We start from the raw sequence: 24174 nt of genomic DNA, 5'->3' as shown, positions 1-24174 counted from the left end.
ACAGACATCCGATGTCTGTGCCAGGATGGAGGTATGCGGCAGCAATGGTTCGATGAGGCCCGGTTCGGGATGTTCGTGCACTTCGGTGCGTACAGCGTGGCGGCGCGGCACGAGTGGGTGCAGAACTACGAGCGCCTGACGGATGAGGACTACCGGCCCTACGTGGAGCACTTCGACCCGGATCTCTTCGACGCACGGGCGCTGGCCCGCAGGGCGAAGGAGACCGGCATGGGCTACGTGGTGCTGACGACCAAGCACCACGACGGGTTCTGCCTGTGGGACACCGACCAGACCGACTTCTCGTCGGTCACCACCTGCGGGCGCGACATCGTGCGCGAGTTCGTCGACGCCGTGCGCGCCGAGGGGCTCCAGGTCGGCTTCTACCACTCGTTGCTGGACTGGCATCACCCCGACTTCACCGTGGACTGGAACCACCCGCGCCGTGACGACGTCGATGCGGCTGAGCTCAACGAGAGCAGGGACATGGCGCGTTACCGCGCCTATCTGCACGCGCAGGTGCGGGAGCTGCTCACACGCTACGGCACGCTCGACTACCTGTTCTTCGACTTCAACTACCCGGAGAGCCGGGACGGCTGGGCCGGAAAGGGCCCCGAGGACTGGGGATCCGAAGAGCTGCTGGCCCTGTGTCGCGAGCTGCAGCCGGACATGCTGGTCAACGACCGGCTGGGCATCCCCGGCGATCTGGTCACGCCCGAGCAGTACCAGCCGACCTCGCCCCTGGTCGACCGGAACGGCGTACCCCAGGTGTGGGAGGCCTGTCAGACCCTGAACGGCTCCTGGGGATATCACCGCGACAACCACGACCAGAAGTCCTCGACCCTGCTCGCGCAGATGCTGGCGGACTCGGTGTCGATGGACGGCAACATGCTGCTCAACGTCGGTCCGAACGGGCGCGGCGAGATCGCACCGCGCGACGAGGCGACGCTCGCCGAGATCGGGGAGTGGATGCGGCTGCACCGGGACGCGATCGTCGGAGCGGGGCACGCCGACTTCGTGCCGCCCCGCGAGGGCGTCTACACGCGCCGCGGCGACCGGCTCTACCTGCACCTGTTCTCGTGGCCGCTGGGCTTCGTGCACCTGCCGGATCTCGGTGGTCGCGTGAGCTTCGCGCGGCTGCTGAACGACGGCTCGTGGCTGCGCACGTCCGTGATCGACCCCGACCAGCAGGCGGTGAACATGACGCCCGCGGGGCAGGCCGAGGGCACCCTCACCGTGCACCTGCCCGTGCAGCGGCCGGACGTGCTGATCCCGGTGATAGAGCTGACGCTCATCGGCGTGTGAGCGTCAGGGGGCCCGCAGTTCGAGACCGTCCATCGCCAGCCGGGCTGCGCCCTGCAGGATGGCGTCCGCTCCCGTGCGCGCGGCCTCGATGCGCAGGGTCTGCGTGACCAGTGGGTGGCAGGCCTCGTAGACCCTGCTGCGGACGGCGGCCAGGAACGGCTCGGACGCGCTCATGCTGCCGGTGAGGAACAGAGCGTGCGGGTTGAAGAAGTTCACCACCCCCGACAGCGCCTGACCGAGGTGGTTGCCCGCCGTGCGCACGAGCGTGGTCGCATCCGGGTGCGCGTCCCTGGCGAGCGCGAGCACGTCCTCGGTGGTGTGCACCGTGCTGTAGCCGCGCTCGTGCATCTGCCGCACGAGGCTGGCGCCGCTGGCGACCGTCTCCAGGCAGCCGGTGTTGCCGCAGGAGCACGGGATGTCGCCGCTGCCGTCGATCCTCGTGTGCGTGATGTCACCGGCGGCTCCGGTGGCCCCGCGATGCACCCGGCCGTCCACGATGATGCCGCTGCCGATCGCGGTGCCCGCCTTGACGGTGATGGAGTGCTTCTCCGCACCGAATTGCGCGGTGTGCTCGCCGAGCGCCGCCAGGTTCGCGTCGTTGTCGACGGCCGCGGGGACGCCGTGCCGGGCGCGCAGGTGCTCGCCGACACGGAATCCCGGCCAGCCGGGCATCCGGGACGGCTGATCGACCGAACCGGTCGTGACGTCGACCGGACCGGGGATCAAGCGCGTGGGGGCCGTGACGGAGGCAAGGGCGACGACGACTTCGCCGTCGCCGCGCTGCTGATCCGCATGCTCGTCGACGTCGTCTCGAAGAACGGCAACCTGCTGATCAACGTCGGCCCCGCGGCTGACGGCTCGATCCCGCCGCTGCAGCTGGCCGCCATGCGCGCGATGGGTTCCTGGCTGGGCGAGAACGGCGATGCGATCTACGGCACCCGGCCATGGGTCCGCTTCGGCGAACCGCTCGCTCCCGTGCGGTACACGGCGTCGTCCGCGGGCGTCTATCTGCACGCGCTCGATCCGGCGACCGGCGAGGTGACGCTTCCGCCCGAGCTGGCCGGACGCGAAGCCCGGTGGGCGGACGGATCGATCGCCGCGGCGACGTCGCACGCCGACGGCACCGCGACCCTGAGCATCCCGGACGGACTGCGCGGCGCGGCCGTCGCGGTGGCGACGATCGGATGATCACCGCCCAGGGCCGGGAGCATCGCGTTCAGCTGGAGATCGCCGTGCAGGACGCCGCCGGTGCGCGCACCGCGTTCGGTGCCGGCGCGGATCGCGTCGAGCTGTGTCAGGCGCTCGCGGAGACCGGCGGACTCACACCATCCGCCGGTGCCGTCGAGGCGGTGCTCGCTGTCGCGGGTCATGCTGATCGCGTCGCAGTGCTCGTGCGCCCCCGGCCCGGCGGCTTCGTCTACGACGCCGACGAGATCTCTGTGGTCACCGCCGACGTGCGTGAGGTCGTACGTCGCGGGGCAGGAGCGGTGGTCATCGGAGCGCTGGACGCCGAGGGCGGGATCGACGTGGAGGCGCTCAGGCGCTGGGCGGATGCCGCAGAGGGCGCCGAGGTCGTCTTCCACCGCGCCATCGACACGCTCAGCACCCCGGAGGACGCCATAGATCGGCTGGCCGAACTCGGCGTCCGCCGTGTGCTGACCAGCGGAGGCGCCGCGCGCAGCATCGACGGACGAGGCACGATCGAGGCGCTCGTCCGCAGGTCCGCCGGCCGCGTGCAGATCATGCCAGGCGGGGGAGTCCGCGCCGTGGACATTCCCGCACTCGTGTCGGCAGGGGCGGTCGCGGTGCATCTCTCCGCCCGCCGACCCTCCGGCGACGCCGCGCCGAGCGGCCCCGGCGGAGGAGCGGCCGGATTCGATGCGACGGACGCGACGATCGTCGCCGCAGCGCGTGCAGCGATCGATCGGGTGAACGCCGCACCCTGAGACGGAACGAGGCCACGAGTTGTCACCGGCGTGCGCGTGCGCGCGCCAACTGGACCAGCGCAGCCGGGTACGGCAGTCGCGTCGCGAGCTCCTCCGCCTCGGCGAACTCCTCGTCCGCGCGCGGTCCCAGACCCTGGGCGGCGAGCGCGGCGGCGTGGGCGATCCTCGCATCGACCTCGGAGAGCAGCTCGCCGCCGGTCGCAGAGCGCGCGATCTCGGCGGCGGAGAGCTCGGCGGCAGCGGCTGCATCGCCGAGGCCGAGGTGCGCCCACGCCTCCGCAGTCGCTGAGCCCCTGGTGAGTCCTCCGAGGACGCGCAGGGCCTCGTCATACGCGCCCGTCTCGATCAGCCAGGTCGCCCGCGCCCTGCCGGCTTCGTCGATTGCCTGACGATCGGCCGAGGCCTCTGCAGCGCGCTGAGCCTCATCGAGGACTGCGGAGGGGTCCTGTTCGCGCCGTATGAGCACGAGTGCGCGCGAGACCAGCGCGTAGGGCGTGGAGAGACCAGCCTGATCGGGAGGCGCGGTGCACGCCGCATCCGCCAGTTCGGCTGCGACGTCGACCTCGTCGACGAGGAGGTGCAGCTCGGCGAGATTCGCCTGCTCGAACGCCTGCGACAGCCGCTCGCCGGATCTCTCGGCGAGCTCGAGCGCCTGGCGCCCCATCGCCAGTGCATCGTGCAGGCGGCCCGAGCGTCGCGCCTGCTCGCGCCGGACGGACAGCACCGAGGCGAGGATCTGCGGGTCTCCGTAGGCCTCGGCATGGGGAAGTGCCTCATCGGCGACGGGGCCGGCCTCTGCGACTCGCCCGGCAAGGGCCAGCGACACCGCCTGGAACTGGAGCGCGCGGGCGATCAGGCCGCCGCGGCGCTGCTCCGGCACCTGACCGGCGGTCTGCTGCGCGCGGGCGGCGAAGTCCACGGCGTCGGAATAGCGACCTGTGACGAGCAGCGCCCTGGTGCGTGCCAGGTGGTGCGTGGTGGCCGCCAGCGCGCCGGATCCCGCAGAGACAGGCGCGGTGTCGAGCGTCGCCAGTGCATCGTGCGGCGAGGCCGTGCTGATCAGCACCTCCGCCATCCGCGCCGTGGCGAGGACGACGCCGTCATCGTCATCACGACGCCGGAGATCTCCGAGCGCCTCGGTGAGCACCGCCAGCGCCTCGTCGAACCGGCCGGTCCGCTGCAGGATGACGCTGCGCTCGAGCCGCACCCACGCGGCCTCCGCGCTCACGGCGTCGAGGCGGCTGATGAGCTCCGAGTAGTACAGATCGGCCGTGTCATTGGCGCTCAGTGCGGCTGCGCGTTCGGCTGCCTGACGAAGGTACGTCGTCGAGCGTGGGTCATCGGCACGGGAGAGGTGGGTGGCGAGCGTGTCGACGGCGTGCGGACGCCGGCGGAGCACCACGTCGGCGAAGGCACCGTGCAGCACCTGACGGCGCGCCTGGGAGAGCTCGTCATAGGCGGTGAGCCGCACGAGCGGATGCTGGAAGACGAGGCCGGGCACGGGCCGGCCGTCGATGACGAGGTCGCGCTCGAACAGTACGGATGCGTTGAGGGCCGCGTCGACGGCCTCCGCGGCCTCGCCGTTCGAGAGCGGAGGGTGCAGGGCGTGCGTGGCGACGTCGATCACCTCGGAGACCGCCGCCTCACCGCCCGCGATCGCGACCACCTCTGCGACACGACGCGCGGTGAGCGGCAGCCGGGCCAGGCGTGCCGCGACGAGCGGACGCACCCCCGACGATCCAGGGCTCCTCGTACCGAGATCGCCCGCCTCGCGCGCGAGCTCGATCGCGAACAGCGGGTGGCCGAGCGACAGCTGCCAGACGCGGTCGGCGACCGCGTCGCCGGCGATGTCGAGCGCGAGGGCGCGGCAGTCCTCACGGTCGAGCCGGGGCACGGCCACCTCCGCGGCGACGCCGTCATGCTGCAATCCGTCGAGGATGCCGCGCCGCGCGTCGTCGGCGACGAGTTCGTCATCTCGGAAGGTCGCGATCGCGCGCCAGCGCGCGCCTGTGGCTGTGGCCCGGCGGGCCAGGCTGCTGAGCAGCTGCACGGTGCCGAGGTCGGCGGTGTGCAGGTCATCGAGCACGAGGAGCACGGGAGCCGTCGCGGAGAGGTCGCCGAGCAAGGCGTCCGCGGCGAGGAACAGGCGGCGGCGTTCGTCGTCAGGGCTGCGCTGCAGGGTGGGCGAGGCCGAGCCGAGGCTCGGGAGCAGCGCCGCGAGTTCGGGGTACTCGCCGCCGACTCTCGCCCGCTCGGCGGCCGGACGGCCGGCCAGCCACCCGTCGAGTGCCTCCACCACGGCGCCGTACGGCGTGTGCGCATCCGCATCGCGGGCGGCGCCCCAGAGCACGAACGATCCGGCGTCGAGCATGCGACGGGCGGCCTCGGTGACGACCCGCGTCTTGCCGATCCCGGCCTCACCCGTCACGAGGAGCACGGCGGGCGCGTCATCGGCGGCGAGCCGAGCGACGATGGCATCTCGGCCTCTGAGAGGGCTCGCCGGCGGAGTCCGCAGCACAGGCGGCGGCAGCACGGCACCGTCGACGGAGCGATTCGCACCGGGGTGGCGCACATCGAGCGCCTGCAGATGCAGCGCCTCGGTCTGCGGTCCCGGGCGCACGCCCAGCTCGTCATCGAGCGCCTCGCGGCAGGCATGGTACTGATGGATGGCCTGACGCCGGAGCCCCTGGGACAGGTACGCGCGCATGATCGTGCGGTGCGCCCGTTCTTCGGCGGGGTATGCGGAGAGCGCCTCTCTTGCCGCTGCGACCGATTCCTCCGTGCGTCCCGCGTCGAGCAGTGCGTCGGCGAGCTGCAGCTGCACGCGGGTGCGGGCCTCGGCGAGTCTGCGGCGGAGCGGCTGGGACCACTCGGCGTAGCGATCCTCGGGCAGCAGATCGCCGGCGAGCGCCGTGGCGGCGGCCGTCAGTTCGGGGACGCCGCCGTCGGCGAGCGCCGCCGCGGCAAGTGCCTCGGCCTGGTCGGCGTCGATCTCGACGGTCGCCGTCTCGAGCCGGAGCAGGGCAGCGTCTGTGGTCAGGTAGCTCGATGGCTGCCGCGCCGCGAGTTCGGGCTCGAGTGCACGGCGCGCAGCGTGCAGAGCGACGCCGAGGCTGCGCTGGGCGGCCTCCGGTGTCGCGTCCGGCCAGCAGACGGCGATGATCTCGTCCCGATGCAATCGGTGCCCCGGTGCGACGGCGAGCAGCTTCACGAGGGTGCGTGCGCCGGGCCGCGTCCACTGCTCGGGCAGGGGCGGTCCGTCGTCGCGCGACGCACGGAAGCCGCCCAGCAGGTGCAGGTGAAGGCGCGGTGCGCCCGGTGCCACCGCCGGGGCGTCCTTCGCACTTGCCATGTAACCGAGATTAGTCGCCGGAACGGCCCGTGGCCCCTCGCCGGAGGGCGAGAGGCCACGGGCCGCGTGCGCTCCCGCCGGTCAGGGTGCGTCGACGGACACGACGATGAACTTGCGCATCGCCGTGAACGGCGTGGAGTAGGCCGAGCCGAAGAGCCCAGCCGCCCGGTCGGTGCCGCGCGCGTTGTAGTTGAGCGACACCGCCTCGACGCGTCCGTCGCCGTCGAGGTCGCCGAGCGCCAGCTCGCGTGCGGCGATCGCGTTGATCGAGGCCACAGAGGGCAGGAAGCCGGGCGAGTTCACCGTCAGATTCGACGCAGGCCACGACGAGAGGCCACCCTCCGAGCCCGCGACGACGATGCGCTCACCGCTCGGAGCCGTCGCGAAACCGGCGTCCACGAGGGTCGGCACGGTGCGCATGATGGTGTCGTCACCCTCCGCGCCGAACGTGGTGATCGCGCCGGTCGTGACCGCCATGAGGCCTTCGGGACCGGTGAACCAGCCGCCGAGGTTGTGCGGCCCGCCGAGGCGCGCCGAGTGCAGAACCTCACCCGAGCGACCGTCACGGATCTCCATGAACATCGCCGGCGGGAGCGCGGGGGTGGGGCGGCTGAGCCACGTGTACACGACGGCGTGCCCGTCGGCGTACGGGATCTCCGGCGACGCGAAGGTCGCAGCGCGCTGGGTGGCGCCGTAGACGGTGCCATCGAGGCCGAGCCCTTCCGGCACGGTCGGCGTCTCGCGCCAGACGACCGCGCCGTCGCGCGCCTTCAGCGCGACGGCGCCGAGTGCGATCTCGGACGCGGGGAGCCCGAGCGAGCCACGCGACGCGTACTCCGCGTAAACCCGGTCGCCGTCGAACGAGACGTCGCCGAACACGACGCCGTCCTGCGGCTTGTACCGCCATGCCAGCTTGCCGTCGGCGTGGTACGCCTGCACTGAATCGGTGGACAGCACGATCTCGGCCTTGCCGTCATCGTCGAGGTCGGGTGTGCCGAGCGTGCGGACGAACTCACCGGAGCCGTCGATCGTACGGATGGTCTTGCCGGTCGCGGCATCGATGACGACGGCGGCGGTGTCGGCGGCGACGACGATCTCGTCGCGGCCGTCTCCGTTCACATCCGCGAGCACGGTCTTCTGGACCGAGCCGGGGAGAGTCGCCGTCCAGATCAGCACCTTCTTGCCGGCGACGAGCGAGGGCCCGTCATAGGCGAACAGCCCGAACGAGTTGCCGCCCACGACGAGGTCGTCGATCCCGTCGCCGTTGACATCCGTCGTGACGGCAGACGAGGAGTCCGCGGGCAGCGGCGTGATCGCGGTCTGCTTGCCCGAGCCGACGTTGTACGTGCGCACGTTCTGCAGGGTGTCGACCGTGCGAACCCGCACGTCCTTGCGACTCACGAGCACCTGCGACCACAGCTGCGAGGCCGCAGTGCCGGTGTGCTCCCACTTGACCGCGCCGTTGTTGCCGGCGAGCGCGGTGATCCGACCGAACCACGTGCCGCTCCGGTTCTCACCGGTCTCCGACTTCGCGTCGTCCCGGATGTTCAGGACGACGCGTCCGCCGACGATCGTCGTGCCCCAGACGAGCGGGCCGTTGCCCGTACTCTCCGCGTCGCGCTTGGTCGTGTACGACCATCGCTGTGCCGCCGAGTCGCCGTCGAGGCCGCGCACCGTCGAAGCGTTGAAGGTCGTCGGTCCGTCGAGCGTGGTCTCGCTCACGACGATCTCCGACCGCCCGCCGTCACCCAGGTCGCCGACGGCCGCGGCGAGCGGCATGGCGTTGACGCGTGTGTCGAGCACGCTGCGCGCGCCGTCGGCGAGCGCGTAGGCCACGACCTGGTACTGCACGCCTTCGTTGGGGTCGGACTGCTCGAGCGCGACCAGACGGTCGCGCGAGGCGTCCAGGTGCAGCTGACGCGAGTAGAGGCGATCGGTCGCGGTCCACTTCACGCTGCCGTCGGCGGTGTCGATCACGAGCGTGTTGCCGCTCGGAACGGTTGCGAGGGCGTCCTTGCGGCGGTCCCAAGCGACCGCGAGCAGGCCGTCACCGATGGGCTCGAGGTCGGCCCAGCTGGACGCCTTCGGGGCGGCGGGGTCGTAGGTCCACTCCGATTCGGTCTTCAGCCCGTCGCCGGACTCGGCGAAGGTGAGGCCGCGCAGCGTGAGGGTCGATCCCGCCGGCGAATTGATGTTGACGTACGGCGAGTCGGCCAGCACGAGGGTGCCGTCGACGAGCGAGAGGCCGTACACGGCGGCGTACAGCTTGTGCCAGAGCGTGCGGCCATCGGCGCCGTCGACGATCGTCACGAAGGTGCCGGTCGACGGTGTACCGACCATGGGACGGTACGGATTCGAACCGACTTCAGCGGAGAACACCAGATCGGCGACACCGTCACCGGTCAAGTCTCCCGTCGCGAAGCCGTTCTCCGAGGCCGGCCCGAACGGGCTGACGGCGTTGTAGCCGACGACGATGCGGGCCGGGTACGGCTCGGCCTGCCACGGACGGACAGGCTTCACGCCCCACTCGGCATACCACGAGGTGTTGTCTCGCTTCCACACCTCGGAACCGCCTGCGGTGCGCCGCTGCACGAGTCCGAGCGAGTCGATGGCGAAGTAGTCGTCGCCGGCGCCCGCCACGGGCACGGTCTGCACCATGCCGTAGTCGCCCTCGGCGGCTGCGCGCTGCGTCAGCTTCCACGCCGCCGCCTCGGTCTCGGTCTGCAGGGTGTTGCCGCCGTCCGACGTCTCAGTTTCAGCGTCGCCCTCAGCGGGCGCGTCCTGGGTCGCGGCCGCGGCGTCGCGGTAGACATCGGCCGAGAGTGCGGCCGAGAGCTGCTCGGCCTGCTCAGGAGTGAGCACCATCGGCTCATCGGCCGTGCCGGCCGCGAACGCGGGGGTGGCCATGCCGGCGGCCATCGCGACCGCCGCGCACGTGGCGGCGACGCCGAGGCCCCGGCGCTTGTTGCGGGTGAACATCATGCTCCCTTTCGGATGAAGCTGATCGCCGAGCCGTCGGTGATGACGGCCTGGTTGAAGGAGTACTGCAGGGCGTCGGTGCCTGTGGCGTTCTCGATGCCGATCGTCGCCGACGATCCGCGCTCGAGTGCGCTTGCCGCGACATCCTTGTACTGCAGAGTGACGGTGCCGGTCTTCTCGTCGAAGACGACCTCGAACGAGAGACGCACGCTGGTGTCGGCGGCGATGGCGGCGTTGTTCCAGACCAGCGCGAACTTGCGGGAGCCTGCGGTGCCGGTCAGCGCGGTCTGCACGCTCGCCTTCTTGTCGATCACGAGGTCGTCCCAGTAGGCGGCGATGATCGAGTTCGGCGCGGACCCTGTCGGCAGCGCCGAGTTCGCGAAGTCGCCGAGGCGCGGAGCAGCGAAGTTGACGAGGCCGTTCGTCGTGACGGACGCCGAGGTGTACGTCGTGCCGTAGAACGTCACCGGGAAGGGCAGCGCAACGGTCTCGGCATCCTCATCGCCCGAGATCGCGACCTTCGAGGCTCCCTTTATCCACGAGTACGAAGCGGGTCGGCACGAGGTGCCGGCCGCGTCGGTGCGGGCGGGCAGGTCGATGTCGTTCACGACATCGGCGCCGACCTCGAGCGGTCCGCGGGAGATGCCGTTGCAGAGCACGGGAGCGGCCGGAGTCGCGGCGAGCGAGAACGTTCCCTCGGCGACATCGGGCAGCGTGTAGCGGCCCTGAGCGTCGGTGGTCACCGTGGGGACCGGGGTGTTCTCGACGGCGACGGTGACGCCGGCGAGCGGAGCGCCGGTGACATCGCGCACGATGCCAGAGACTCGGTGGTGCGCGACGGCGTTCAGCGCCAGATCGTGAACCGCATCGGTGCCGGCGGTGACGACGTAGCCCTCGTCGACGAGCGGTGCGTAGCCGTAGCCGCTCAATTCGAAGCGGAAGGTGCCGGCGGGCAGCACGACGCGGTACTCGCCGTGAGCGTCGGTGGTGGTCGTGCGGTCGAAGCCGGTGCCGGTCACGTGGACGGTGAGGTTCGGCAGCGCGGCGCCGGTGACGGCATCGGTCGCAGTGCCCGTGATGATCGAGCGCGTGTGCGGGGCCGCATCGACGGCGGCGAGCACATCCAGCTTTCCGTCGCCCCAGACGTTGTTGCGGCCGGGCGTGCCGCCGCAGTGGGTGTCGTCGACGTCGCGGGCAGTGCTGTTGAGCAGGGCCTGGGTCGCCTCGATGTCACCGATGAGGCTCGGGGCCTCCGCCCAGAGCAGGCCGACCGCGCCCGAGAGGTGCGGGGTCGCCATCGAGGTGCCGTTCATCGCCTGGTAGCGGCTGCCGGCGACGGCGGAGCGCACGTTCACGCCGGGGGCGGTGATGTCGGGGCGCAGTGAGCCGTCGACGGGCGACGGCCCGAAGCCGGAGAAGTTCGCGATCTTGCCGTTCACGTCGTACGCGCCGACGCCGTAGACCTCACCGAGGCCGCCGGGAGCGGCCGTCGTCGAGCAGGTCACGCCGTCGCCGTCGTTGCCGGCCGCGAAAGCCTCGAAGATGCCGGCCGCGTTCCAGGCCGCGATGATGTCGGTGTAGAACGACTGGTCGTCGCTGCCGCCCCAGGAGTTGTTGATGATGTCGGGGGCGAGGTCGGGACGCGGGTTCTGGCCGTTGTGATCGGTCGGGGCGAGCATCCACTGGCCGGAGGCGAGCAGGAACGGGTCGGAGCAGGAGCGGCCCTCGCAGCCCTTCGCGGCGATCCAGGTGGCGCCGGGGGCGACGCCGATGCCGTCCGCGCCGACCATGGTGCCCATCGTGTGGGTGCCGTGATTGTTGTTGTCGCAGGGGACTCCGGTGGTGCAGACACCGGTCGGGTCGTACCAGTTGTAGTCGTGCGAGAACGTGCCGTTGCCGAGGTTGCCGCGATAGTTGCCCACGAGGGCGGGGTGGTCGTACTGCACGCCGCTGTCGATGTTGGCGATGACGATGCCCTCGCCCCTCACGCCGTACTGCGACCAGACCTGATCGGCCTTGATGTCGGAGATGCCCCATTCGACGGGAGTGTCGGCGGTCACAGCCGCCGACTCGGTCGCACTCGCGACGACCGTGTCGTCGATGGCGTAGCGGCGCTCGGGCAGGATCTCGGCGACGTCCTTGCGAGCGGCGAGGTCTTCGATGAGCTCGACGTCCGAGGAGGTCGCCCGGATGGCGTTCGCGATCCAGTACGGCTGGTACTCGACGTCGTTCTTGTCGAGGAAGTTGCGCAGCGGACGCTGGGTGTTCGCCGCGGTCGTGGTCAGCTCCTCGTAGGCGAGAGTGGCCTTCTTCTCGTGACCCTTCGCCTTGCGCGCACCCGAGAGGTCGGCCTTCTCGGTGAGGACGATGAAGAAGGAGGTCTCCTCGCCCTTCTGGGCGGCGTCGAGGACGCTCTGGTCGATCTTGTCCGCGGCGGGCGCGGGGGGAGCGGCGAGTGCAGGAGGCGCGGTGATGACGAACGCTGATGCTGCGGCTGCAGCGGCCAGCGTCGCCACCCACGCTCGGGCGGTTCTGAGGAGGTGCATGTCGTGTCCTTCGGGGCGGTTGACGGCAGGTCCCGCGTGCGGCGACGTTGGCGCACACGGGATTTCGTCACGCTACCGAGACGTTCTTACAGACGAATTACAGAAGCCGCGCAGGGGTTCGCGCAGACAAGAAGGGAGGACGCCCGCAGCGGGCGTCCTCCCTTCCTTCCTCTCCGGGCGCGGTCGTCTCACTCCGCGGGCGCCGCGTCCTCCACCACGATCGGGGGAGTGACGTCGTCGCCCCACACCGGGGCGGGCAGAGGCGTGTTCTCGCTGCCGGCCTGGATCTCGCGGAGCGCGTCGGCGATCTCATCGGCGTTCTCAGGTACGGGCAGACCGCACGTCTTGAGCTCTGAGGCGAAGCGCAGGGTGAGGCGGTACTTGCCGGCCGCGACGGCCTCTGCAGTGGTGCCGGTGAGCTTCTCGCTGCCGGTCTGGATGTCGGGCACCTCGTCGCACACGTGGTAGACCTTGCCGCCCTCCACCCAGACCACCTCGTCCTCGCCGAGGATCTGGATGACCGCGGACTGGTCTGCGGTGTACTGCTCGACCGAGGCCGGCGCGAAGTCGATGCCGATGTAGGTGGCGAGCAGGGCGAGGGCGATGCCGACGATGCCCGCCGTCGCCTTCTGACCCTTGTCCATGTCCTTGTTCAGGAAGATCAGGATGACCAGCGGAAGGAAGGCGACGATCGCGATGATCGCGCCGAGCTGGTTCTGCACGAAGAACCGCGCCTTGTCGGACTTGCGTGCCGGGTCCAGGCGGTTCGCCTTCTTCCACAGCACGGAACCGGTGATCGACAGGGCGGCGATCACGACCAGCAGCACCAGCAGGGCGATGAACGCCCATTGCGGGAAGATCGCGGTCACCCCGCTCTCGGTCACCAGCCCGGTCTCGGGGTCGCGGGTGAACGTGCCCTCCTCGCCGACGTACACGCGCTGACGCAGCAGCCAGAAGATGCCGACCGCTTCGCCGATGATCGCGACGATCCAGAGCGCGACGGCGATCCAGCGGAACGTGGTGGCCTTCTTCTTCGCCTCGGGCGTGGGCTTCCAGCCCGGCGCATCCGTCTCGACTGCCTGCTCGTCGCTCTCCGCCACGATGGCCCCCTCCTGAGTGTTTGCTGAACGCCCTGAGCCTACTGGGCGCATGATTCTGATCGCTACGCTGGAGACATGACATCCGATCCCGACGATGACGCCCTGAGCTGGGGTGGCGATTCCGACGTGGATCGCCCCACGCTGCCGAAGGGCTGGCACGCCGTCGGCCGGGGGAGAGAGGACGTCGAGTCCGCACCGGCGGAGGATGCCGCTCCCGCGAAGGTCTCGTCCGCGGCATCCGCCGCTGACGAGGTCGCGGAAGAGGAGGACGACGAGGAGTACGAGGGGCTGTCCACCGGGATGCTGCTGGCCCTCGGCGCCGTCGGCGGCATCTACCTGCTCTACACGATCGGCTGGCTGATCGGCGGCATGCGGATGCAGGCGGGCGCGCTGTTCCTGATCCCGAGCGTGATGTACACCGCCACCCTCGTGATCGCCGTCGCCGCGCCCGCGCTGTGGTTCGCGGCGTCGTGGATGCTGACGCGCGGTTCGCGCAGCTGGGTGCGACTGGTCGCACTGATCGCCGGCGTCGTGTTCCTCGTGCCGTGGCCGTTCGTGATGACCGGGGGAGTCGCCGCATGAGCGTCGCAGAGAACGCCGTCGACCCCGCGCCCTCGCGTCTTCGTTCCGCGCTGACCGGGTTCATCACCGGGCTGGCCGGTCTCGCCTATGCGTACCTGATCTGGAACGCCATCGCCTTCCTCATCGGCGTCGCTCCGTTCGGGCTGCAGGCGATGGACTGGGTCGCGCTGCTGTTCGCGGCCGTGCTTCCGGCGCTCGTCTTCACGGCCGCGATCGTGCTCGCGCGGCGGCGACCGCTCTGGCAGTTCATCATCGCGCTGCTCGCCGGGCTCGGCCTGTCGGCGGTGTTCTGGCTGAACGTGCTGTCGTACATGATGCGCAGCATCGCGATGGCCTGATCCACAGGGCGTCATACGGTCGGGAGCACCGTGCCGCCTCGGGTACAGTGGTGCTCGATCGCGCCCCCGACGGTGTGCGGCGCATCGGCTCTCTCCCGCCTGCCGCGCTGCCCCGAAGGATCCACTGTGCCGAAGCCCGTCGTGCTCATCGCCGAAGTCCTCTCTCCTGCCACCATCGAGGCCCTCGGCCCCGATTTCGACGTCCGCGACGTCGACGGCACCGACCGCGAGGCGCTGTTCGCCGCCCTCGCCGACGCCGATGCCGTCCTGGTCCGATCGGCGACGAAGATCGACGCCGAGGCGCTCTCGCACGCGCCGAAGCTCAAGGTCGTCGCCCGTGCCGGCGTCGGACTCGACAACGTCGACATCAAGGCCGCCACGGCCGCAGGCGTCATGGTCGTCAACGCGCCGACCTCGAACATCGTCTCGGCCGCCGAGCTGACCGTCGGTCACATCCTCAGCCTCGCCCGGCACATCCCCGCAGCGCACGCGTCGCTGGCGGCCGGGGCGTGGAAGCGCTCGAGCTTCACCGGCACCGAGCTGCTCGAGAAGACCGTCGGCATCGTCGGTCTCGGCCGCATCGGCGCCCTGATCGCCGCCCGCCTGAGCGGCTTCGACGTGCGTCTGATCGCGTACGACCCCTACGTCACCAGCGCCCGCGCGCAGCAGCTCGGCGTGCAGCTCGTCTCGCTCGACGAGCTGCTGGCCGAGGCCGACTTCCTCACGATCCACATGCCGAAGACGCCGGAGACCACCGGGATGATCGGTGCGGAGCAGCTCAAGGCGATGAAGCCCTCGGCGTACGTCGTCAACGTCGCCCGGGGCGGCCTGATCGATGAGGACGCGCTGCTCGAGGCACTGCAGACCGGTGAGATCGCCGGTGCCGGACTCGACGTGTTCACCTCCGAGCCGCCGGCCGAGGGCAGCACCGCGCGCGCTCTCACCGAGCTGCCGAACGTCGTCGCCACCCCGCACCTCGGCGCCAGCACCGAAGAGGCGCAGGAGAAGGCCGGTGTCTCGGTCGCCCGCTCCGTCCGCCTCGCGCTCGGCGGCGACCTGGTGCCCGACGCGGTCAACGTCGCCGGCGGTGTGATCGACCCCTACGTGCGCCCCGGCATCGCGCTGGTCGAGAAGCTCGGCCAGGTGTTCTCCGGCCTCGCGCAGTCGCCGCTCACCAGCCTCGACGTCGAGGTGCACGGCGAGCTGAACGACTACGACGTCAGTGTGCTCAAGCTCGCTGCGCTCAAGGGCGTGTTCGCGAACATCGTCAGCGAGACCGTGTCGTACGTGAATGCACCGCTGCTCGCGGAGCAGCGCGGCGTGGCCGTCCGACTGCTCAAGGATGACGTCAGCGAGGAGTACCGCAACGTCATCACACTGCGCGGCGCACTCTCGGACGGATCGCAGCTCTCGGTCTCCGGCACGCTCACCGGTCCGAAGCAGATCGAGAAGCTGGTCGGCATCAACGACCACGCACTCGAACTGCCGCTCGGCCAGCACCACGTCGTGATGCTGTACACCGACCGCCCCGGAATCGTGGCCGTCTACGGCCAGAAGTTCGGCGAGGCCGGCGTGAACATCGCGGGCATGCAGATCGCCCGCCGCGCCGCCGGTGATCAGGCGCTGAGCGTGCTGACGCTCGACTCCCCGGTCGGCGACGAGCTCATCGACGAGATCCGCGAGGCGATCGACGCCGACCTGTTCCGCCAGATCGAGGTCACCACCCTCTGACAGCGCTGCGGAACGGCCCGTCCTCACACGAGGGCGGGCCGTTCCGCTTGCCGTCGGCGACCGTGCGCGGGGGCCGACGGGCGCGATGTCATGCCCGAGAAAAGGTCTCGGCGCCGCTCAGGCGGTCGCGTTCAGCACGAGGGCGATGAGTGCCCGCATCCGCTCCTCGTCGGGGACCAGGCGCTCTCCGCCGTCGCCGCCGAGTGCGTTGTTGAAGTACAGCCCGTCGCTGAGCATCATCACGAGGTCGAGCGCGGCCTCGTCGCGCACATGCGGTGCGATCGTCGCCGACCAGCGCCGTCTCACGTCGTTCAGGGCGGCGATCGCGCCGACGTGCCCTCCTTGCGCAAGGCGCGAGGCGGCGATCAGGGCGCGATCGAGCGGGTCATCGATCGCGACCGAGGTGCGGAGGTAGTAGGCCACGACGCCTTCGGCGGCGGCGTTCATCCGCTCGATGTCGGCGTCGACGAGGTCGGAGAGCCGCTGGATCAGCCCGGTGGCGAGATCCTCCTTCGAGCCGAAGTGGTAGAGCAGGCCGCCCTTCGAGACGCCTGCCGCCCGCGCGGTGGCGTCGAGAGTGGCAGCGCGCTCGCCGTCCTCGATGAGGAGGCGCTCATAGGCGTCGAGGACGCCCTCCCTGGCGCGGGGCGGACGCGGCATGGGAACTCCTCTGCTCAGTGGATGCTCAGGCCTGCACCCATTACTATACCAACCGGACGGTATAGTTATCAGGTCGTCCCCGAACAGGAAGAGCGTGAAATCATGGCCACCACCGCATCGATCCCCGTGCAGGAGACCGACGGACCCCGTGTCGGGGCACGCGGCTGGTGGGCGCTCATCGTGCTCATGCTGCCCGTGCTGCTCGTCTCGGTCGACAACACCGTGCTGAGCTTCGCGCTGCCCGAAATCTCCCTCGCCCTGTCGCCGAGCGGAGCGGAGCAGCTCTGGATCATCGATGTCTACCCGCTCGTGCTCGCGGGTCTGCTGGTGACGATGGGCACGCTCGGCGACCGGTTCGGCCGCCGACGGATGCTGCTCATCGGTGCCACCGGCTTCGCCGCCGTCTCAGCCCTCGCGGCATTCGCGCCGACGGCGCTCACCCTGATCGCTGCCCGCGCGCTGCTCGGCTTCTTCGGCGCGATGCTGATGCCGTCGACGCTGTCGCTGCTGCGGTCGATCTTCACCAACCGCGACCAGCGCCGCATGGCGATCGCGGTGTGGGCGTCCGCCTTCTCGGCGGGGTCCGCCCTCGGGCCGATCGTGGGCGGATTCCTGCTCGAGCACTTCTGGTGGGGCTCGGTGTTCCTGATCGCGGTGCCGGTGCTCATCCCGCTGCTGATCTGCGCGCCGCTGCTGGTGCCCGAGAGCCGTGACCCGAACCCGGGCCGCATCGACCCCATCAGCATCCTGCTGTCGATGGCTGCGATGATCCCCGTCGTCTACGCGATCAAGTCCTTCGCCGTCGACGGTCCGACCTGGGCCGGGGGAGCGTGGGCCGCGCTCGGCATCGCGATGGGTGCGTTGTTCGTACGCCGTCAGCTTCGTGCCGACATCCCCATGCTCGACATGACGCTGTTCCGCCGCGGCACGTTCTCTGGCGCGATCCTGGTGAATCTGCTCAGCGTCGTCGCGCTGGTCGGCTTCCTGTACTACGTCTCCCAGCACCTGCAGCTGGTGCTCGGGCTGACCCCCATGGTCGCCGGGTTCGCCCTGGTGCCGGGCATGGTGGCGATGATCGTGTCGGGCCTGGCGATCGTGCCGGTCTCGCGTCGCGTCTCGCCGCACATCCTCATTCCCGCCGCACTGATGTTCTCGGTGCTCGGCTATCTGCTGGTGGCGTTCACGAGCGGATCGATCGCCGCGCTGGTGCTGTCGTTCGTGTCGCTCGGCATCGGCATCGGCGCGGCCGAGACCATTTCGAACGAGCTGATCCTCGCCAGCGCACCGCCGGAGAAGGCGGGCGCTGCCAGCGCGGTCTCCGAGACCGCCTACGAGCTGGGCGCGGTGCTCGGCACCGCGATCCTCGGCGGCATCATCACCGCCTTCTACCGCGGAGCCCTGGTGCTGCCGGAGGGGCTGGATGCTGCGGCGACGGAGGCGGCTCGGGAGACTCTTGCCGGTGCGTACACCGTCTCGCACGACCTGTCGGAGCCGCTGGCGACGCAGGTCTGGGATGCCGCGACCGCCGCCTTCGGCTCCGGCGTGGGCGTGACATCGATGATCGGGGCGGGACTCGTCGTGCTCGCGGCGGTCATCGCGGCGACTACGCTGAAAACACGCACCCGCTCCTGAGGCGTGGCGGGGCGGTCCCCGAGCAAGGAGTGTCATGTCGCGTGTTGTGAAGCTGGCCGTCATCCCCGGTGACGGCATCGGACCCGAGGTCATCGCCGAGGCCGTGAAGGTGCTCGACGCCGTGACCGCCGGCGGCGAGACCGTCTTCGAGAAGACGCCGTTCTCGCTCGGCGCGGCGCGTTACCTCGAGACCGGCGACACGCTCACCGACGACGACCTCGACGCGATCCGCGCGCACGACGCCATCCTGCTGGGTGCGGTCGGCGGCCAGCCGGGCGACCCGCGCCTGAAGGACGCGAACATCGAGCGCGGGCTGCTGCTGAAGCTGCGCTTCGAGCTGGATCACTACGTGAACCTGCGTCCGTCGAAGCTGTTCGCCGGCGCGCCCGGTCCCCTCGCCGAACCAGGGGAGGTGGACTTCGTCGTGGTCCGAGAGGGCACGGAGGGTCCGTATGTGGGTAACGGCGGCAGCATCCGCCGCGGCACGCCGCATGAGGTCGCGAACGAGACCAGCGTGAACACCGCCTACGGGGTGGAGCGCGTCGTGCGCTACGCGTTCGAACTCGCCGAGCGGCGCGACAACCGTCTGACCCTGGTGCACAAGACCAACGTGCTGGTGAACGCCGGTGGCCTGTGGAAGCGGGTCGTCGACGAGGTGGCGCAGGAGCACCCCGGCGTCGCCGTAGACTATCTGCACGTCGACGCGGCCACGATCTTCCTGGTCACCAACCCTTCGCGTTTCGACGTGATCGTCACCGACAACCTCTTCGGCGACATCCTCACGGATCTGGCCGGCGCCGTCACCGGTGGCATCGGACTCGCAGCCTCGGGCAACATCAACCCGACCGGCGCCTTCCCATCGATGTTCGAGCCTGTGCACGGCTCGGCTCCCGACATCGCGGGCCAGCAGAAGGCGGATCCGACCGCCGCCATCCTGTCCGTCGCCCTGTTGCTCGACCACCTCGGGCTGCGTGACGAGGCCGCCCGCGTGCAGCAGGCGGTCGAAGCGGACATCGCCGAGCGAGGAGCTGCACGCAGCACCGCGCAGATCGGCGACGCGATCATCGCCCGGCTCCGGGCGTAATCTGGAATGCGGCGCAGTACTCGCCAGCTTTCGACCTGTCAGGACACCACATCATGACCATCGGACTTCCCCTTCAGGCTCCTTCACCCGCCGGCCTCATCTGGCAGGTGACCCGTAATGAGAACGCCCGCTCCGACGCCGAGCGCGACGAGATCCTGAGCAGCCCCGGGTTCGGCCAGCACTTCACCGACCACATGGTCGACCTGTGCTGGTCCGAGAAGGGCGGCTGGCACCGTCCGCGTGTTCAGCCCTACGGGCCCATTCCGCTCGACCCGGCCGCGGCTGTGCTGCATTACTCGCAGGAGATCTTCGAGGGGCTCAAGGCCTACCGGCACGCCGACGGCTCGGTGTGGACGTTCCGCCCCGACCGCAACGCGGCCCGCCTGCAGCGATCCGCCCGTCGGCTCGCGCTGCCCGAGCTGCCCGAGGAACTGTTCATCGAGTCGCTCAAGCAGCTCGTCGCGCTGGACGCCGACTGGGTGCCGAGCAACCCCGAGGAGAGCCTGTACCTGCGGCCGTTCATGTTCGCCAAGGAGGCGTTCCTCGGCGTTCGGGCCGCGAAGAAGGTCGGCTACTACCTGATCGCCAGCCCGGCCGGCGCGTACTTCCCGGGCGGCGTGCAGCCGGTGAACATCTGGCTGTCGACCGACTACGCCCGTGCAGGGCACGGCGGCACGGGAGCTGCCAAGACCGGCGGCAACTACGCCTCGAGCCTGCTCCCGCAGGAGGAGGCGTACGCCAAGGGCTGCCAGCAGGTGCTGTTCCTCGACGGCGAGTACATCGAGGAGCTCGGCGGCATGAACCTCGTGCTCGTCACCGATGACGGGCGCCTGCTCACGCCGGAGTCCGACTCGATTCTGGAGGGCATCACGCTCGCGTCGATCCTGCAGCTCGCCGAGGACCGCGGCCTGAAGGTCGAGCAGCGCAAGATCTCGATCGACGAGTGGCGCGAGGGCGCGGCATCCGGGGAGATCGTCGGCGCGTTCGCCTGCGGCACCGCCGCCGTGGTCGTGCCGATCGGCAAGCTCATGGCGAACGACTTCGAGATCGTGCACGAGGGACCGCAGTCGACCGAGCTCGCGATGTCGCTGCGCGAGGAGCTCACCGACATCCAGTACGGCCGCCGCGAGGACAAGCACGGCTGGCTCCTCCGCCTCGACGCCTGACCCGCCTCGACGCCCTTCGTCTCGTCGCTTCGCTCCTCGCTCAGGATCCGACCTCCGGGTCCTGAGCGAGGAGCGAAGCGAGCGTCGTACTGAGCGAGCGAAGCGAGTCGAAGTGACGAAGGACGGGTGGCTAGGCTGAGCGGGTGAAGATCGCGCGTTTCAGTCATGAGGGCAGCATCCGATTCGGCATCGTGGACGACGGGGATCTCGTCGTACTCGAGGGTGACCCGATGTTCGCCGGATACGAGCCGACGGGGGAGCGCGTGCCGCTCGCCGACGCCGCGCTGCTTGCGCCCGTGATCCCGCGCTCGAAGGTGCTCTGCGTCGGCCGCAACTACCACGACCACGCCGCCGAGTTCGGCAACGTCGCCCCCGAGGAGCCGCTGCTGTTCCTGAAGCCGAACACCGCGGTGGTCGGCCCCGGTGACGCCATCGTGCGTCCTGCCGCCCTCTCGGAGCGGATCGAGTTCGAGGGTGAACTGGTCGCCGTGATCGGCCGGATCGCGAAGAACGTCAACGCCGAGAACGCGCTCGAGCACGTGTTCGGCTACACGGTCGGCAACGACGTCACCGCACGCGACCTGCAGCGCAAGGACGGCCAGTGGACCCGCGGCAAGGGCTTCGACACGTTCGCGCCGCTCGGCCCGATCATCGAGACCGAGTTCGATGCGGCATCGGCGACCATCGAGACCCGCGTCAACGGCGAGGTGCGCCAGCAGGCACCGGTGTCCGACATGATCCACTCGGTCGCGGACATCATCGCCTACGCATCCGCCGTGTTCACGCTGCTGCCGGGCGACGTCATCATGACCGGAACCCCGGCGGGCGTGGGCCCGATCGTCGCGGGCGACACTGTCGAGGTCGAGGTCTCCGGCATCGGCACGCTCCGCAACCCGGTGCGCGACGCCTCGTGACCGCGACCGAACTCGGTCAGGGCGATCTGGAGCGCATCCAGCGCCGCACGGTCGGCGTCCTCGCGCTCGGCCAGGTTCTCGGCGGCATCGCCTTCGGCGCCACGGTGTCGCTCGGCGCGCTGCTGGCCGCCGATCTCTCCGGTGACGACGCACTCTCCGGTCTCGCGACGGCATCGGTCACCCTCGGCGCCGCCGCCGCGGCCATCCCGCTGGCTCGGTTCGCGAGCCGTCGCGGTCGCCGGCTGTCGCTGACCGCCGGCAACCTGCTCGCGCTCGTGGGCGTGGGCATCGTGATCACCGCGGCATCCATCCGCAGCTTCCCGGTGCTGCTGGTGGGCGTCATCCTGATCGGCATGGGGAATGCCGGCAATCTGCAGTCGCGCTTCGCCGCGACCGACCTGGCCTCTGCGCAGCATCGGGGCCGCGATCTGTCGATCGTGGTCTGGTCGACGACGATCGGCGGCGTCGCCGGGCCGTTCCTGCTCACGCCTGGTGAAGTCATCGGGCAGGCACTGGGGATGCCGCATCTCACCGGCTCGTACGTCTTCTCGCTGATCGCCCAGGCGCTCGCACTCGCGCTGTACCTGATCGCGCTGCGGCCCGACCCGCTGCTGCTCGCGCTGCGGATCGCCCGCGACGAGGGCAGAGGAGCCGTGCTCGGTGCCTCCGTCGACCGCCCCGTCGCTGCGCGCTATGCGATCTTCGCGGTCGCCGGCTCGCATGCCGTGATGGCCTCCGTGATGGCCATGACCCCGATCCACCTCTCGCACATGGCTCACGGCATGCACGGCATGGCGACCACGGAGACCGATGTCACCACGCTTGTGGGACTGACGATCGGTCTGCACGTGGCCGGCATGTACGGACTCTCTCCGGTATTCGGCATCCTCTCCGACCGCTGGGGACGTGTCCGCGTCGTGCTGCTCGGCCAGGCCCTTCTCACAGCTTCGCTGCTGACCGCGATCTTCGCGGGTGAGAACCCGGTCGGCGTCATGGCGGCGCTGATCCTGCTGGGGCTGGGCTGGAGCGCAGCGACCGTGGCGGGCGCCGCGCTGCTGACCGAGTCGTCGACGACGCTGCAGCGTCCGCGCCGGCAGGGCATCAGCGACTCGCTGATGAGTCTGACAGCTGCCGTCGGCGCGGCACTGGCCGGACTGGTGCTGACGAACTTCGGCTACGGGGGCCTCGGCGCGGCGGCTCTCGTGATCGTCATCGCGATCACCGCGCTGTCGCCGCTGGCGCGCGTGCGACCGGCCGCATGAGCTGGGCCGGCACGGGCGACGCGTACGCCGCCTCCTACGCCGCGCTGTGCGCCGGCACGGGCGCGCGGCTGCGAGAGCTCGCCGGCGCGGCCGACGGCCGTACCCTGCTCGACGTCGGCGCCGGCGACGGCACGCTGGCCGCGGCCTGGGCCGACGCCGGGTGGCGGGTCACAGCGGCCGAGCCGGAGCCGAGCATGCGCGAGGCGGCACTCCGGCGGCATCCGTCGCTGCGAGTGACGGACGGCATGCTGCCGGAACTGGCCTTCGAGGACGGCGCGTTCGACGTGGTCGTGGCGAACTTCGTGCTGAACCATCTGGCCGATCCCCGCGCGGGCGCTGCGGCGCTGCGGCGTGTCGCACGGAGCACCGTGATCGCCAGCACCTGGTCGGCGTCACCGTCGAGCTTCTGGGCGGACGTGACCGCACGATCCGGCCTCACGCCGGCGACCGGTAACGGCCTCCCCGCGGACAAGGACTTCGAACGGACGGCCGCAGGCTTCGGTCGGATGCTGCGGGATGCAGGCTGGACGCCGCAGGTCACCGAGCTCACCTGGACCTGGCGGCCCTCCGCTGAGACGCTGTGGACCTCCGTGACCGGAGGAGTCGCCGGAGCCGGAGCCTTCTACGCCGGACTCTCAGCCGAGGAGCGGGAGCGATTCCGCACGGCCTTCGACGAGATCGTCGCGACGACGGCACAGGACGGCGCGCTCCCGCAGACGCAGACCGCTGTGCTCGCGATCGACCGACTGCGCTGAGGCGCCGCGCGACGACGCCGGTGTTCCGGCTCTAGGCTGTCGGGATGAGCGACAGCGATGTGCCCAGCGACCTGTGGACCAAGGCGACCGCCGACGCGTATGACGACCCGGACGATCCGATGTTCGCTCCGGAGCTGCTGGCCGCGACGTCGGCGTTCCTCGCCGAACGCGCGGAGGGGCGTCCCGCACTGGAGTTCGCGATCGGCACGGGCCGCGTCGCGATCCCACTGCAGGAGCGCGGCGTCGCCGTGAGCGGCCTGGAGTACTCCCCGGCGATGGCCGGTCGACTGCGGGAGAAGACGGATCGCATCCCGGTGGTGATCGGCGACATGTCCTCCACGACGGTGCCCGGCGAGTTCGGCCTCGTGTACCTCGTCTTCAACACGATCGGCAATCTCTGGACGCAGGACGCGCAGGTGGACTGCTTCCGCAACGCCGCGCGTCACCTCGTGCCCGGCGGGCGCTTCGTCGTCGAGGTCGAGGTGCCGGCCGCGCGGCGGATGCCGCCGGGTCAGGCCGCCGCGCCGTTCGACGTATCGGAGGAGCATGCCGGGATCGACACGTACGATTTCGTCACCCAGCGCGCGATCTCGCACCACTACACGCGTCAGGACGACGGCAGCTACCGGTACGGGGCGCACCACTACCGTTACGCGTGGCCGGCGGAGCTCGACCTGATGGCGCGCATCGCGGGCATGTCCCTGGAGTCGCGGCACGCGGACTGGACCGGCGTGCCGTTCACGGCGGAGAGCGAGTCGCACGTCTCGGTGTGGCGGAAGGATGCCGCGTTCTGAGGCGCCGGGGAGCGGCATCCGCTCTCGGTAG

19 protein-coding genes are annotated in these 24174 nt (G+C 70.4%); 13 read left to right on the top strand and 6 right to left on the bottom strand.

Annotation, left to right across the window (positions count from 1 at the left end; translation table 11 throughout):
* Positions 1-33: 33 nt before the first annotated feature.
* Positions 34-1302: an alpha-L-fucosidase gene (locus DY023_RS13170; protein ID WP_116242789.1), complete on the top strand. Its 1269-nt coding sequence runs from the start codon at positions 34-36 to the stop codon at positions 1300-1302.
* Between the two features lie 3 nt (positions 1303-1305).
* Here DY023_RS13170 and DY023_RS13165 read toward each other — a convergent pair whose 3' ends face one another.
* Positions 1306-1974 (bottom strand): ROK family protein, encoded by a 669-nt coding sequence (locus DY023_RS13165; protein WP_245958700.1) that lies wholly within the window; start codon positions 1972-1974, stop codon positions 1306-1308.
* On the opposite strand from DY023_RS13165, the gene DY023_RS13160 reads away from it, so the two are divergent.
* Complete coding sequence (locus tag DY023_RS13160) at positions 1939-2490, top strand: alpha-L-fucosidase (RefSeq protein ID WP_245958699.1); 552 nt, start codon at positions 1939-1941, stop codon at positions 2488-2490. The genes DY023_RS13165 and DY023_RS13160 overlap by 36 nt on opposite strands.
* Positions 2487-3248, top strand: coding sequence for a copper homeostasis protein CutC (locus DY023_RS13155; RefSeq protein WP_116242787.1), 762 nt, complete (start codon positions 2487-2489; stop codon positions 3246-3248). Before DY023_RS13160 ends, DY023_RS13155 begins: the two co-directional genes overlap by 4 nt.
* A 22-nt stretch (positions 3249-3270) precedes the next feature.
* Here DY023_RS13155 and DY023_RS13150 read toward each other — a convergent pair whose 3' ends face one another.
* From DY023_RS13150 to DY023_RS13135, 4 genes are all read right to left on the bottom strand, one after another.
* Positions 3271-6600 (bottom strand): ATP-binding protein, encoded by a 3330-nt coding sequence (locus DY023_RS13150; RefSeq protein WP_116242786.1) that lies wholly within the window; start codon positions 6598-6600, stop codon positions 3271-3273.
* Positions 6601-6681: 81 nt separating this feature from the next.
* Positions 6682-9582, bottom strand: coding sequence for an FG-GAP repeat domain-containing protein (locus DY023_RS13145; RefSeq protein ID WP_116242785.1), 2901 nt, complete (start codon positions 9580-9582; stop codon positions 6682-6684).
* The gene (locus DY023_RS13140) at positions 9579-12125 is read right to left on the bottom strand and encodes a S8 family serine peptidase (protein ID WP_116242784.1); all 2547 of its coding nucleotides are present in this window, start codon (positions 12123-12125) and stop codon (positions 9579-9581) included. The genes DY023_RS13145 and DY023_RS13140 overlap by 4 nt, the downstream gene beginning before the upstream one ends.
* 188 nt (positions 12126-12313) lie before the next feature.
* On the bottom strand, positions 12314-13225 hold the full coding sequence (locus tag DY023_RS13135; protein WP_245958698.1) for a hypothetical protein: 912 nt from the start codon (positions 13223-13225) through the stop codon (positions 12314-12316).
* Positions 13226-13300: 75 nt separating this feature from the next.
* Here DY023_RS13135 and DY023_RS13130 point away from each other — a divergent pair, with 75 nt between their 5' ends.
* From DY023_RS13130 to serA, 3 genes are all read left to right on the top strand, one after another.
* On the top strand, positions 13301-13807 hold the full coding sequence (locus DY023_RS13130; protein WP_116242783.1) for a hypothetical protein: 507 nt from the start codon (positions 13301-13303) through the stop codon (positions 13805-13807).
* Positions 13804-14145 (top strand): hypothetical protein, encoded by a 342-nt coding sequence (locus tag DY023_RS13125; RefSeq protein ID WP_245958697.1) that lies wholly within the window; start codon positions 13804-13806, stop codon positions 14143-14145. The genes DY023_RS13130 and DY023_RS13125 overlap by 4 nt, the downstream gene beginning before the upstream one ends.
* A 126-nt stretch (positions 14146-14271) precedes the next feature.
* Positions 14272-15876 carry a phosphoglycerate dehydrogenase gene (serA, locus tag DY023_RS13120; protein ID WP_116242782.1) on the top strand — a complete coding sequence of 535 codons (1605 nt, stop codon included), beginning with the start codon at positions 14272-14274 and terminating at the stop codon, positions 15874-15876.
* Between the two features lie 117 nt (positions 15877-15993).
* Here the strand turns inward: serA and DY023_RS13115 are convergent, their stop codons facing one another.
* Positions 15994-16536: a TetR/AcrR family transcriptional regulator gene (locus tag DY023_RS13115; protein WP_116242781.1), complete on the bottom strand. Its 543-nt coding sequence runs from the start codon at positions 16534-16536 to the stop codon at positions 15994-15996.
* A gap of 102 nt (positions 16537-16638) precedes the next feature.
* Here DY023_RS13115 and DY023_RS13110 point away from each other — a divergent pair, with 102 nt between their 5' ends.
* The 7 genes from DY023_RS13110 to DY023_RS13080 all read left to right on the top strand — a co-directional run bounded on the left by DY023_RS13110 (position 16639) and on the right by DY023_RS13080 (position 24143).
* Complete coding sequence (locus DY023_RS13110) at positions 16639-18168, top strand: MFS transporter (RefSeq protein WP_116242780.1); 1530 nt, start codon at positions 16639-16641, stop codon at positions 18166-18168.
* A gap of 34 nt (positions 18169-18202) precedes the next feature.
* Positions 18203-19252 carry a 3-isopropylmalate dehydrogenase gene (locus tag DY023_RS13105; RefSeq protein ID WP_116242779.1) on the top strand — a complete coding sequence of 350 codons (1050 nt, stop codon included), beginning with the start codon at positions 18203-18205 and terminating at the stop codon, positions 19250-19252.
* A 53-nt stretch (positions 19253-19305) separates the two neighbouring features.
* Positions 19306-20418, top strand: coding sequence for a branched-chain amino acid aminotransferase (locus tag DY023_RS13100; RefSeq protein ID WP_116242778.1), 1113 nt, complete (start codon positions 19306-19308; stop codon positions 20416-20418).
* A 143-nt stretch (positions 20419-20561) separates the two neighbouring features.
* A complete protein-coding gene (locus DY023_RS13095; RefSeq protein WP_116242777.1) occupies positions 20562-21332 on the top strand; it encodes a fumarylacetoacetate hydrolase family protein in 771 nt (256 codons plus the stop codon).
* Positions 21329-22594 carry an MFS transporter gene (locus DY023_RS13090; protein ID WP_116242776.1) on the top strand — a complete coding sequence of 422 codons (1266 nt, stop codon included), beginning with the start codon at positions 21329-21331 and terminating at the stop codon, positions 22592-22594. The genes DY023_RS13095 and DY023_RS13090 overlap by 4 nt, the downstream gene beginning before the upstream one ends.
* Positions 22591-23349: a class I SAM-dependent methyltransferase gene (locus DY023_RS13085; RefSeq protein ID WP_116242775.1), complete on the top strand. Its 759-nt coding sequence runs from the start codon at positions 22591-22593 to the stop codon at positions 23347-23349. The genes DY023_RS13090 and DY023_RS13085 overlap by 4 nt, the downstream gene beginning before the upstream one ends.
* Before the next feature lie 44 nt (positions 23350-23393).
* Positions 23394-24143 (top strand): class I SAM-dependent DNA methyltransferase, encoded by a 750-nt coding sequence (locus DY023_RS13080; RefSeq protein ID WP_116242774.1) that lies wholly within the window; start codon positions 23394-23396, stop codon positions 24141-24143.
* Positions 24144-24174 lie beyond the last annotated feature (31 nt).

It is taken from the genome of Microbacterium bovistercoris, assembly GCF_003387575.1.
GTDB lineage: Bacteria > Actinomycetota > Actinomycetes > Actinomycetales > Microbacteriaceae > Microbacterium > Microbacterium bovistercoris.
This window is presented reverse-complemented; position numbering and strand designations above follow the sequence as displayed.